14 protein-coding genes are annotated in these 11,882 nt (G+C 45.8%); all 14 read right to left on the bottom strand.

Annotated elements, in window-relative coordinates; translation table 11 throughout:
- Positions 1–298 precede the first annotated feature (298 nt).
- Entirely contained in the window at positions 299–625 is a 327-nt protein-coding gene (gene cccB, locus ACVC9U_RS22575) for a cytochrome c551 (protein ID WP_003185673.1), read from the bottom strand.
- A gap of 48 nt (positions 626–673) precedes the next feature.
- Positions 674–1,528 carry a YitT family protein gene (locus tag ACVC9U_RS22570; RefSeq protein WP_003185675.1) on the bottom strand — a complete coding sequence of 285 codons (855 nt, stop codon included), beginning with the start codon at positions 1,526–1,528 and terminating at the stop codon, positions 674–676.
- A 200-nt stretch (positions 1,529–1,728) separates the two neighbouring features.
- Positions 1,729–2,830, bottom strand: a protein-coding gene (gene prfB / locus ACVC9U_RS22565; protein ID WP_097366454.1) for a peptide chain release factor 2 whose coding sequence is annotated in 2 segments (ribosomal slippage) — positions 1,729–2,757 and positions 2,759–2,830 — 1,101 coding nt in all. Because the reading frame shifts where the segments join, the coding sequence is not laid out codon by codon here.
- A 62-nt stretch (positions 2,831–2,892) separates the two neighbouring features.
- A complete protein-coding gene (gene secA / locus ACVC9U_RS22560; protein ID WP_003185681.1) occupies positions 2,893–5,418 on the bottom strand; it encodes a preprotein translocase subunit SecA in 2,526 nt (841 codons plus the stop codon).
- Positions 5,419–5,578: 160 nt separating this feature from the next.
- Positions 5,579–6,139: a ribosome hibernation-promoting factor, HPF/YfiA family gene (gene hpf / locus ACVC9U_RS22555; RefSeq protein ID WP_009329664.1), complete on the bottom strand. Its 561-nt coding sequence runs from the start codon at positions 6,137–6,139 to the stop codon at positions 5,579–5,581.
- 226 nt (positions 6,140–6,365) lie between these two features.
- The gene (locus ACVC9U_RS22550) at positions 6,366–6,743 is read right to left on the bottom strand and encodes a DUF8042 domain-containing protein (protein WP_003185684.1); all 378 of its coding nucleotides are present in this window, start codon (positions 6,741–6,743) and stop codon (positions 6,366–6,368) included.
- Between the two features lie 9 nt (positions 6,744–6,752).
- On the bottom strand, positions 6,753–7,094 hold the full coding sequence (gene fliT / locus ACVC9U_RS22545; protein WP_003185686.1) for a flagella biosynthesis regulatory protein FliT: 342 nt from the start codon (positions 7,092–7,094) through the stop codon (positions 6,753–6,755).
- The gene (fliS, locus tag ACVC9U_RS22540; protein ID WP_003185688.1) at positions 7,094–7,495 is read right to left on the bottom strand and encodes a flagellar export chaperone FliS; all 402 of its coding nucleotides are present in this window, start codon (positions 7,493–7,495) and stop codon (positions 7,094–7,096) included. Before fliS ends, fliT begins: the two co-directional genes overlap by 1 nt.
- A 21-nt stretch (positions 7,496–7,516) precedes the next feature.
- The gene (locus ACVC9U_RS22535) at positions 7,517–8,998 is read right to left on the bottom strand and encodes a flagellar hook-associated protein 2 (RefSeq protein ID WP_009329667.1); all 1,482 of its coding nucleotides are present in this window, start codon (positions 8,996–8,998) and stop codon (positions 7,517–7,519) included.
- An 18-nt stretch (positions 8,999–9,016) separates the two neighbouring features.
- A complete protein-coding gene (gene flaG / locus ACVC9U_RS22530) occupies positions 9,017–9,358 on the bottom strand; it encodes a flagellar protein FlaG (RefSeq protein WP_011198350.1) in 342 nt (113 codons plus the stop codon).
- A 184-nt stretch (positions 9,359–9,542) separates the two neighbouring features.
- Positions 9,543–10,499, bottom strand: a complete 957-nt coding sequence (gene hag, locus ACVC9U_RS22525; protein WP_326336071.1) for a flagellin Hag — start codon at positions 10,497–10,499, stop codon at positions 9,543–9,545.
- Positions 10,500–10,632: 133 nt separating this feature from the next.
- Complete coding sequence (gene csrA, locus ACVC9U_RS22520) at positions 10,633–10,857, bottom strand: carbon storage regulator CsrA (protein ID WP_003185697.1); 225 nt, start codon at positions 10,855–10,857, stop codon at positions 10,633–10,635.
- The gene (gene fliW / locus ACVC9U_RS22515; RefSeq protein WP_025807162.1) at positions 10,851–11,282 is read right to left on the bottom strand and encodes a flagellar assembly protein FliW; all 432 of its coding nucleotides are present in this window, start codon (positions 11,280–11,282) and stop codon (positions 10,851–10,853) included. Before fliW ends, csrA begins: the two co-directional genes overlap by 7 nt.
- Positions 11,283–11,303: 21 nt before the next feature.
- Positions 11,304–11,870 carry a DUF6470 family protein gene (locus ACVC9U_RS22510; protein ID WP_048350279.1) on the bottom strand — a complete coding sequence of 189 codons (567 nt, stop codon included), beginning with the start codon at positions 11,868–11,870 and terminating at the stop codon, positions 11,304–11,306.
- Positions 11,871–11,882: the final 12 nt, after the last annotated feature.

The raw sequence follows: 11,882 nt of genomic DNA, 5'->3' as shown, positions 1-11,882 counted from the left end.
GTTTTGTGTCCCCTGCCAATTTCACGATAAATGGTATTAATTCAAGCCCTTTTTCAACAACACCCATTATACGTCAAGATTAGACAAAATGATATTACAGTTTTGTTTCAATGCCGACCTAAGTTATAGGAAAAACGCAAAATCAGCCAAAAAATTTGTACTTTGGGCCTTATTTAAGACAAAAGAACCCGTTAATTCCGTTTTCCCAATAGGCAAAAAGACCTTTTCAACAAAAAAAGAACCTTTTTCACCTGAACGTGAAGAAGGTTCTTTTCGCCTCCTGACTGGCAAGGCATGCTTACTTTTTCTCTGAAAGCCACTTCGCGACCGCTTCAGCTTCTTTTTCATCTACAAGATTGCCAGGCATTCCGCCGCGGCCGTTGACTACAATGTCCTTAATTTCGCTTTCCTTATACTTGCCGCCAACTTCCTTCAAACTCGGAGCGGAACCGCCGGCCAAATCCTTACCATGGCAGCCTGTGCAGTTTTGCTGGTAAATCTCTTCCCCGTCGGTTGCAGTTGCTTGCCCGCCTGTATTTTTCTCTTTGCTTTCGTTGTTATTGCCGCCGCAGGCAGCCAGCACAAAAGAAACAGCCATAAACAGAGTAAACAGCTTCATTTTCATTTTTTCAAGTCAGCTCCTTTAACAAGTCAACCTTTATTATAACCTCGATTATGCGCGTTTAAAACCCTCGCCAAGCACCTCTGAAGCATCCATCGCAATGACAAATGCAGACTCATCAATGTGTTTTACGAGTTGTTTCAGCTTTGTGAACTCGGTCTGGCCGACCACGCACATCAAAATAGGCCGCTCATCATCTGTATAGCCTCCGACCGCTGATATTTTCGTAATCCCCCTGTCGATTTTATTCAGTACCGCATGTCGAACTTCCTCTTCCCGGTTCGTAATGATCATCGCCATTTTGGAACGGTTCAATCCGACCTGGATGACATCGATGGTTTTGCTTGATATATAAACGCCAAGCATAGCATAAAGTCCCTGTTCGATGTTAAAAACAAACATCGCGGACAGAACGATCGTTCCGTCAATCAGCGCCAAACATTTGCCTTGCGACAGCCCGGTGTACTTATGAATGATTTGCGCGGCCAGCGCAGTGCCGCCTGTCGAGCCCCTTCCGAGAAAGACCATCCCGATCCCGACTCCGATGCCGACACCGCCGAAAATGGCGGCCAAGAGCGGATTCTCTGTCGCCGGAGCAATGTCCCGCGTCACGTATACGACAAACGGGAGAAAAACAGACCCGACAAGCGTCTTGATGCCGAATTTTCCTCCGAGTACCAGAACCCCGGCAATAAATAAAGGAATATTAAATGCCCATTGCACATAGGCGGCTTCAAAGCCGAACGATTGCAAAATGGTGCTGATGCCGCTGACTCCGCCGGCTGCAATCCGGTTGGGAAGCAAAAACATATTAAATGTCACAGCGACGACGGCTGATCCAAACAGGATATAGCCGTAGTCACGCAGCACCGTAAACAATTGATATCTCGTTTTGTCCATATTCATGTCTGTCATCCTCCGCACGATTCATTACCAATCGAGAGTATAGCATTTAGCATACTGTAAGTAAATAACAGCCAAATAACGTATTAATTGAATAAAGCGGCAGAGGGACAAAGCTTCTTACGGCTTAAGCTGCCCAGATTCAGGCAATTTTCCCCGCAAAAAAGGCACATCCTCACAATGTGGATGCGCCTTTCTTCAATTTAGGAAAGCTTGGAACGCAAATATGCGTCAATGAAAGAGTCAATGTCTCCGTCCATAACCGCCTGCACGTTCCCCATTTCCGTGTTGGTTCGATGATCCTTCACTAGAGAATACGGGTGGAAAACGTATGAGCGGATCTGGCTTCCCCAGCCGATTTCTTTTTGTTCGCCGCGAATTTCGTCCAGCTGTGCCTGCTGCTCCTCGATTCTGCGCTGATACAGCTTCGATTTCAGCATTTTCATGGCACGTTCGCGGTTTTTAATTTGTGATCGCTCTGTCTGACAAGTGACGATGACGCCTGTCGGCAAGTGGGTGATCCTGACGGCGGAGTCTGTCGTATTGACGTGCTGGCCGCCGGCGCCGCTTGCCCTGTACGTATCGACTTTAATATCTTCCGTACGGATCTCAATGTCGATTTCTTCGTTGAATTCAGGCATGACATCACAAGACACAAACGACGTGTGCCTGCGCCCTGAAGAGTCAAACGGAGAAATTCTGACGAGCCTGTGCACGCCTTTTTCGGCTTTTAAATAACCGTAGGCATTGTGGCCTTTAATCAGGAGAGTGACAGACTTGATTCCCGCCTCATCTCCTGGAAGGTAATCAAGGGTTTCCACCTTGAATCCGCGGCGCTCTGCCCACCTGGTGTACATTCTGAGAAGCATTGAACCCCAATCCTGTGATTCGGTGCCGCCGGCTCCCGGGTGAAGCTCAAGGATCGCATTGTTTTTATCATAAGGCTCGCTTAACAATAGCTGGAGCTCAAATTCATTAAACTGCTTTGTTAAGCTTTTCAGCTCGTTGACCAGTTCATTTTGCAGGTCCTGGTCAGGATCTTCTTTTAAAAGATCATGTGTCATTTGCAGTTCTTCATGAGACTCGCTTAAACTTTTGTACGTGTTGACATAGTCTTTTAACGCATTCGCTTCATTAATGATCGTCTGCGCTTTCTGCTGATCTCCCCAAAAGTCGGGGTCAGCCATCTGCTCGTCTAATTCGCTGATTCTTGCTTCCTTTGTTTCGAGGTCAAAGAGACCCCCTGAAGTCCGCTAACCGAGTAGCCATATTTTCAAGTTCCTGTCTGATTTCTGCCAATTCCATTATTCTTTCACCTCATCATATATTTCAGCCGATTCAAAATAAAAAGAGGCTAGCACCTCTTTTTATTCTGTTCTTCCGCAGCAGTTTTTATATTTTTTTCCGCTTCCGCAGTAGCAAGGATCATTGCGTCCGATATCCACCGCTTTGCGGACCGGTTTTTTCTTCGCTTGTTTTTCCTCATCGCCTTCTTTCGGCTGATGGGCTGTCGTCTGTCCTTGAATGACCTCTTCGCGCTCAAGGTTGTTTTCGATTTCAGCCTTCATGACGAATTTGGCTACATCATCTTCAATCGCCGCGATCATGTTTTCAAACATTGCAAAGCCTTCCATCTGATACTCGCGGAGCGGGTTTGTCTGAGCATAAGCGCGCAGATGAATTCCTTGCCGCAGTTGATCCATCGCATCGATGTGATCCATCCATTTCGTATCCACTTCGCGGAGAACGATGACTTTCTCAAATTCGCGCATTTGTTCAGAGCCGTACCGCTCTTCTTTCTCATCGTATTTCGTTTTGATGCGGTCGTAAATGAGCTCTGTAATCTCCTCGGGCTCTTTTCCGAAAATGTCGCTTTTCTCCACTCCACCTTCATCAAGGAAATTCGCATTTACAAGCTCCACAAGGCCGTCAAGATTCCACTCTTCAGGCAGATCTTCCTTCGGCGTATATGAAGCAACAGCCCGCTCGAGTGAAGCTTTAATCATATTTTCGACGATGGAGCGGAGGTTATCGGAATCGATGACCTCAAAGCGCTGTTTATAGATGACTTCGCGCTGCTGGCGGAGCACGTCATCGTATTGCAGAAGCTGCTTACGGGCATCAAAGTTGTTGCCTTCCACACGCTTCTGTGAAGATTCGACCGCTCTTGAAACCATCTTGCTCTGTATCGGCGTCGAATCGTCCATTCCGAAGCGGTCAAGCATCGCCATCGTCCGCTCTGCGCCGAAGCGTTTCATTAATTCATCTTCCATGGACAGATAAAATTGGGTGATACCAGGGTCCCCCTGACGGCCTGAACGTCCGCGCAGCTGGTTGTCAATCCGCCGTGATTCATGGCGTTCCGTACCGATGACGGCCAGTCCGCCAAGCTCTTTTACACCTTCGCCAAGCTTGATGTCCGTTCCGCGGCCCGCCATGTTGGTCGCGATGGTGACCGCGCCTTTTTGCCCGGCATCTTCGATAATCTGAGCTTCCCGCTCATGGTTTTTCGCGTTCAACACTTGATGCGGGATTCCTTTATTTTTAAGGAGCCTTGATATCAATTCAGATGTTTCAACCGCAACCGTACCGACAAGTACCGGCTGTCCGACCATATAGCGCTGGGCGACATCCTCTGCAACAGCTTTAAATTTTCCTTCCATGGTCCGGTAAATTAAATCCGGTCGGTCATCGCGGGCAATCGGCTTGTTGGTCGGAATCGTAACAACCTGCATGTTGTAGATGTTGCGGAATTCTTCTTCTTCCGTTTTTGCGGTACCCGTCATTCCGGCCAATTTTTCATACATTCGGAAATAGTTCTGGAAGGTGATCGTCGCGAGCGTCATGCTCTCATTTTGGATCTCAAGGCCTTCCTTCGCTTCAATGGCCTGGTGAAGTCCGTCGCTGTAGCGGCGGCCTTTCATCAAACGGCCTGTAAAAGAGTCGACGATAACGACCTGACCGTCTTCGACGACGTAGTCGACGTCTTTATGCATCGCCGCATGGGCTTTCAGCGCCTGGGCAATATGATGGTTTAAGGCGACATGGCGGACGTCAAACAAGTTTTCGATGCCAAATGCCTTTTCAGCTTTTGTCATCCCCTCTTCAGTCAGCTGAACGCCTTTTGTTTTCACATCGTATGTGTAGTCCTGATCCGCTTTTAGCGTGCGGACAAACGCATTGGCCTGAACATAAAGCTTGGTGGATTTGGCCGCTTGTCCAGAAATGATGAGCGGCGTTCTTGCTTCATCGATCAAAATGGAGTCGACTTCATCGATGACCGCAAAATGAAGCGGGCGCTGAACCATCTGCTCTTTATAAAGCACCATGTTGTCGCGCAAATAGTCAAAGCCAAGCTCATTATTCGTAGAATACGTAATATCTGCTGCATAGGCTTCACGCTTCTCGTCTTTTGACAGGCTGTTCAGGTTTAGGCCGACCGTCAGCCCGAGAAACTCAAAGATTTTCCCCATCTCTTCAGCGTCGCGGCTCGCCAGGTATTCGTTGACCGTCACGACGTGAACGCCTTTCCCTGACAGAGCGTTCAAGTAAACGGGCATTGTGGAAGTCAGCGTTTTACCTTCCCCCGTTTTCATTTCGGCGATATTCCCTTCATGAAGGGCGACGCCCCCCATCAGCTGAACCTTAAACGGAAACATGCCTGTCACGCGCCGGGAAGCTTCCCTGACAACGGCAAACGCTTCAACCAAAAGATCGTCAACCGTTTCGCCTTTTTCAAGGCGCTCTTTGAACTCGATCGTCTTTTGCTTCAAAGCTTCGTCTGAAAGCTTCTCTATATCTGCCTTGAGCGCATCAATCTCGTTCGCTTTCTTTTCATAACGGCTGAGCGTGCGTTTTGTCGGATCAAACACTTTATTTAAAATTCCAAGCATAGAATAACGCTCCTCTTTAATTTCCTTGTTTAAGCATGAGTAAACAGTAATTTTTATATATGCAATATCATATCATACCTTTTGTCATTTCCAAACAATTTACCGCGGGGGAACGGAAAAAATCCCCTCTGCGGAAGATCCGGGAGGGGACTCGATATATTTATTCGTTCGGCTCGATCAAACCGTATTTCCCATCGTTTCTTCGGTAGACCACATTGGTCAGATTGGTTTCGGCGTTCGTGAATACAAAGAAGCTGTGTCCAAGCATATTCATTTGTAAAATCGCTTCTTCATTATCCATCGGCTTTAAATTAAAGCGCTTTTGACGGACAACCTGCGGCTGTTCATCCTCAATGTCTTCCTGCACGGCCGTTCCGATGCCGTTTCCTTCTGCAAAAACATGCTTCGAAGAACCTTTTTCGCGGAATTTCCGGTTAACTTTTGTTTTATGCTTGCGTATTTGACGTTCCAGTTTGTTCGTTGCGAGATCGATTGCATTGTACATATCTTCGTGGTGAACTTCCGCACGGAGAGAGAGGTCTGTCATTGGAATTGTCACTTCCACCTTTGATTCCTGATCATTGTAGAATTTTAAGTTGACGTGAACAATCGCATCAACGTTATTTTCAAAATAACGCTCAAGCTTTCCAATCTTCTTCTCGACGTGTTCTCTTAACGCTGGTGTTACCTCAATATTTTCTCCTCTGACGTTGAACTCCATCAAAAGAACGCCTCCTTTATATTAAGGATATGTAAATATATTTCGTCTTTTCCCTGCTGAATTCCTGCATAAACGTAAAAATTATGTGAAAAATCCGTGAATTTTGACGAAGTTTGTCTCCTGCCATCTGAGCCCCTTTATTAAATCTTAAATATATTCACATGCGGATAAAATAAGAACAAAAAATAACGGCATACACCTGCAGAATCCTGACAGATGTATGCCATTAATGGATGACATAAGGTTTCATGCATTGGTGGATCGTTTTCATCCATTCCCGATAAAGCGGTAAAAAGTGATGGATCAAGTCATGCTGAAATTCAGCAGACGGATAATTGTAGTAGATCAAGCTGTCAAACTCACGGAAGACTCTGTCAAAAAAACGAATCGAAGATTTGGCACAGCTTGTCTCCAAAATCGACAGCAAAACAGCGTGCGACGAATCCAACTGAAAAAAAGCATAGATTAAATCGTTAAAAATCCGCTCTCCTTCTGTCTTCGCCAAATCTTGATTCGCTTCTATTAAATAGCAAAACCCCTCTTCAATCGTAAACAAAAGCTGATAATAAGTCGTTAAGAGCATGTAATCGTCGGTGCTTGTCAAAGCGATCACCTATTTGCGCTTGTCATAATATGTGCCGTCAATCGTCATGTTGGCGTACGGATTGATATAGGAATGATGCATGGCACGCTTCTGCTTCGCCTGAAGCAGCTCCTGCTTGACAGCCTGCTGCAGCCTTTTCAGTTCGGCCATGATCAATGGCTCCATATCCGTCACCTGCTGCAGCTGCCGCTTTTCCGTCTCAGAAAGAGGCGGCTTGATCTCGCGGATCAAGCCATCGCGTTTTTTAAGAAAATCTTCAATTGCCTGAACCAGCTCGTCGCTTTCCGGGGCGCCTTTTATTTGAGCGAGCATATGTTTTGTTTCGCTGTAGAGCAGCTCAATCTTTTCCATTATGCCAGTCCGCCCGATCCGAACCGGCCCTGCCGTTCAATTTGAAGCGCCTGCTTCCAGGCATCGCGTAAATCTTTGACATACCCTTCGACTTCCGCCACGATATCTTTGTCATTGTTAATGTTTGCTTCAATCAGGCGGCGGTGGATATACTCGTACATCGCCCCCATCGAAGCGGCCAATTCGACTTTCCGATCAAGGGTGATATTGAGCTCCTGTATAATGTTTTGAGCTTTGACAAGGTTCGTATTTTTCGTTTCCATATCCTCTTGTTCAATCGCCTGTTTCGCCAGCTTCATAAATTTAAGGCAGCCGTCAAATAGCATAAGCGTCAATTCTCCAGGAGTCGCCATGTTGATTGAATTTTGCTGATAAGCTGCATACGGATTGTTTAAAGCCATTGTTGATCCTCCAAATTACAATTATTGTCCAAGCAATTGCGCCAAGTATGTCGATTGTTCATTCATTTTTTGAATCGCTTTTTCCATCGCCGTGAACTTTGTATAATAGCGATTTTCGATTTGTGTCAGGCGGTTATTCATGGACGAAATATCAGATTCAACTGTATTCAAGTTTTTCCCGATTGTAAATTGATTGTTTGCCATTGCTGAATTTCCGGCTTTATCTTCAATCTGCTTCTTCGTATCGGTCAAAACCGTCTGAAGGCGTCTCATGATGCCTTTTTCATTGTAATTTTCCGTGCTGCTCGTTCCCGCCATAAAGAGGTTTGCCACACTGTCAGGGTCTTCTTTAATTTTCGCTTTCAGCTTTTCTTCGTTGATCTCTAAATGACCGCGCTGACTGTATACGCTTGATGTCGTAATTCCAAACTGAGTGAGCTGCAGCGATTCGCCGTTCACAGAGACATTCGAATAAAAATCTGTCCTCATTTGATTGGTGGCGCCGCTTAAAATCGTGTCGCCCCTTAACAATCCGCTTTTCGCTTTTTCTTCCCACAGCTCAATTTGCTTTTCCGTCATATCTTTTTTCTGTTCTTCTGTCAGCGGCGTATAGTCGCGGTATTTCTTTTCCGTGAGCTTGCCGTTGACCATATCGATCAGTTCGTTGTACTGTGTGACAAAGTCTTTAATCTTTTCATAAATCCCGTCAACATCAGTCGCTACATCAAGCGAAACGGGGCTGTTTGTCGTATTCTTCAACTGATATGTCACATTATTAACGGTAAAGTTGTTCGTTGTCTTCTCAATCTGCAATCCGTTGATGACAACTTCGGCGTTTTGGCCGGCTTGGCTGGCTGTCAGCTTGTTGTCGGCATCAAGCGCAAATCCGAGCTGATTGGACATAAAGCTCGCCGTCGCATCATCAGCTGCCTGTATGCTGCCCCCTGCGCCGGTTGCTTTTGATGTGAAAGCGATCGTTTCTACATATTCAGAACCGTTATAAATCTTTTCTTTCATAGCGGTTACGCCCAAATTTGATTTGTTGACTTTGGAAACGATGTCATCCAGCGTATCCGTGCTGCTGACGCTGATTTCAACTTTTTTCGCAGTCGTTTCTCCAGGTGCTGTCACTTGGAAAGTTAGCGTTTGATCGCTCCCGGTATACCCTGAAAGGCTGGAAGATTTATAGGTGGCCGCAGTCGCCAGCTTGTTGACTTGGATCGTGCCTGACGCCGCATTCGTGGTGCCTGTTGCCGTAACCGCCGACTCGTCAGAGCTTGTCACCTTTTTCGCGCCGTACGTGCTGGGACGGAGCATAAGGTTGATGGATTCCTGCAAATCTTTAATTTTCGTATTGATTTCACGATAGCTGTCGCGCTGCCATTCCAAAGTCTGTTTCTTTTGAGTAAGCTTATCAAGCGGGACGCGCTCCGTCTTCATTAATTTGCTGACAATGTCGTCTATATCCATACCTGAAGCTAATCCTGATATTCTGATCGCCATTTCTTTAACACTCCTGTTCTATGTAGTTTTATCGACAATTAATCCCATAAATTCCGCCATCGCCGCATAAAAATCGAGCCACTCCTTTGGCGGAATCTCGCGGACGACTTCCTCTGTCCGATTGTCCACGACCTTCACATAATACTCTCCCAATTTTTCGTGAAGCACAAACTGTAGGTGCACCTGCGACGGCTCCAAAAGGTTGTTTGCGCCTTGTATGGTTTTTTCAAGCTGAGCAAATGTAAATTCTGCAGCGTCCGTCTGCTGCGGGCGTTCCACAGCTTCATACTGTTTATTCAACATCTGTGTTTTGTAAGCATCAATAATGGGTTCTAAAGATGACAATCTATTGATCGACAATTTTCACCATCCCCTATGCTATGATCTAAAACTTATATCGGCTAAGGGCGAATGAGATTAAATATCTTTATGGAAAAAAATTATGAGAAAAGACAAAGTGGTTTAATTAAAAAAAAGAATCCCTGCAAAGGATTCTTGGATAAATGTAAAAAAGACCTTGGCAAAGGCCAAGATCTTTTTAAAATTAACGAAGCAACTGAAGAACGTTTTGCGGCTGTTGGTTCGCTTGAGCAAGCATAGCTTGAGAAGCTTGAGAAAGAATGTTGTTCTTTGTGAACTCGCTCATTTCTTTAGCCATGTCAACGTCGCGGATACGAGACTCAGCAGCTGTCAAGTTTTCAGAAGAAGCACCAAGGTTGTTGATTGTGTGCTCTAGACGGTTTTGTACCGCACCAAGTTTAGCACGTTGTGCAGATACTTGGCTGATCGCATTGTCAACGATTTTCAATTGGTCATTGAAACCAACATCTGGTTCAGTAGCTGCGTTATCAGCAAACTTTGTTACATTAATGTCACTTACTGAATGGCCAGCTGCGATTGTTCCGTCATCTTCTTTGATTCCAAGAGCGCCAGCACTCATATTTTCAATATTTACAGAAATTTGTTGTTTTGCGTTAGCTCCAATTTGGAAAATTAGAGATTTATTATCTGCCGCTGGGGCTGCTGGATCTGCTGGATCTGCTGGATCTGCTGGATCTGCTGGATCTGCTGGTGCTTTGAAAGTACCATCCAACAATTTTTTACCGTTGAATTCCGTACGTTCTGAGATGCCGTCAATTTCGTCTTTTAATGCTTTGATCTCGTCTTGGATAGCTGTTAAATCCTCAGTTTGTTGTGTTCCAGTGTTTCCAGCTTGAACAACTAGTTCACGAACACGTTGAAGGATTGAGTGAGTCTCAGTCAATGCACCTTCAGCTGTTTGGATAAGAGAGATGCCGTCTTGAGCGTTCTTAGAAGCCATTTCAAGACCGCGGATTTGTCCTCTCATTTTTTCAGAGATTGCAAGACCTGCTGCGTCATCTCCGGCACGGTTGATGCGAAGACCAGAAGAAAGCTTCTCCATGTTCTTTTGGCTTGCGCCGTTGTTTGCTGACAGACGGTTCAGCGTGTTAAGCGCTGCAATGTTGTGGTTGATTCTCATTGTGTATTTCCTCCTTGAAATGTGTTTGATTGCACGTCCATGTGCATGTTTGAAGCATTCAGGCTGTCCTTCCTGCTACATATTTTATATCGGAGGTGCCTTGAAATTGTTTATAGCAAAAATAAAAAAATCCTCACTTTTTTTGTGAGGATAATTTCGCAAGCAAATCGTTTGAGATGGAAGCGGCCCGACTGTTTTCTTCCTGGATCGCCAAATAGATTTCCTTGCGGTGAATTTCGATATGCTTCGGCGCGTCGATGCCGATTTTCACCTGATCTCCGTCAACGGATATGATTTTCACTTCGATATCGTCTCCGATTTGAATCGCTTCATTGAGCTTGCGGGATAAGACTAGCATGCTTCCCCTCCTATCGGCTGCTTTGTCAGATAAGAAGAGTCATGCAAAATCACTTGCTTGGCAAGCATCTTTCTGCGGTTCACCACTATCGGCGCCATCAAATTGGCCGTTGATTTCTCGAATGGCTCTTCGATCGTTAAAATCGCCATTACTTCAACGTCTTCGGCAGATTCGATTTCAAGAAGTTCAACCGTCGTTTCATCAAGATCAAAGCCATAATCTTTGAAAAAGACGAACGGACTGGCGACAATGAATGCCAGCTCTTCCGACTGCACCGACTGAAGGACGACGAACGGCGAATCCTCGGAAAGCGGCAGGATGACGAACTTCTTCTCCCCTGTAAATCCAGGCAGGCCGTTTTTAAACACGATTGTCTGTTCTTCTTGAATTTGCGTTTCTCCGTGATACTTTGTTTTAATGATCATCATTCACGATCCTTTGCTGAATTACTTTTGTTTTGGGTATTCCACATCTATTTTTACCTCCGGATATTGGAGCATGTCAACCTTCACACTGCCCGGCGTATAGTTAACAACCGGTTTATTCGGCGTTGCTTCGATGATAGGCTTGCGCGGCGTCGCTTCAATGATCACTTTAGCCGGTTCGTATGCGATTTTCACCCTGTCAAATGACGGCGTAAAATGAACGCCGATTTGAATCGGTTCAGGCTCGCTGTTCCGCCTCGCCTGGTCTGCAAGCGGATTGCCTTCGATTTCGATCCGCATCATTTCGTCTCCTTCTTCAGCGGTCCGTGCCATTCCGGCGAGCCAATCCTGATAGCCCTGCTGCGCCCCTTCTTCAATCCTTTTAAATATATGCTTTCTTTCTAACTCTTCCCAAGCTTTTGTCTGGTCAATCGTGAGCTTTGAAGGGGTGGTTGTAATCTTCAGTTCGGCCGGCGGCTGCTCGATTTTCAAGTCAGCGCGCGGCTGTTCCATTTTCAAATCTGGCGGCGTCGTTGTTAAACCGATGCGGCCGGGGATATTTTGCATGATCAGCCTAGGCATCTCCATTATGATATCCTC

The sequence above is a fragment of the Bacillus sp. GM2 genome (assembly GCF_056155945.1).
The sequence above is the reverse complement of the archived record's forward strand: the minus strand, read 5'-3'. Positions and strand labels throughout refer to the sequence as shown.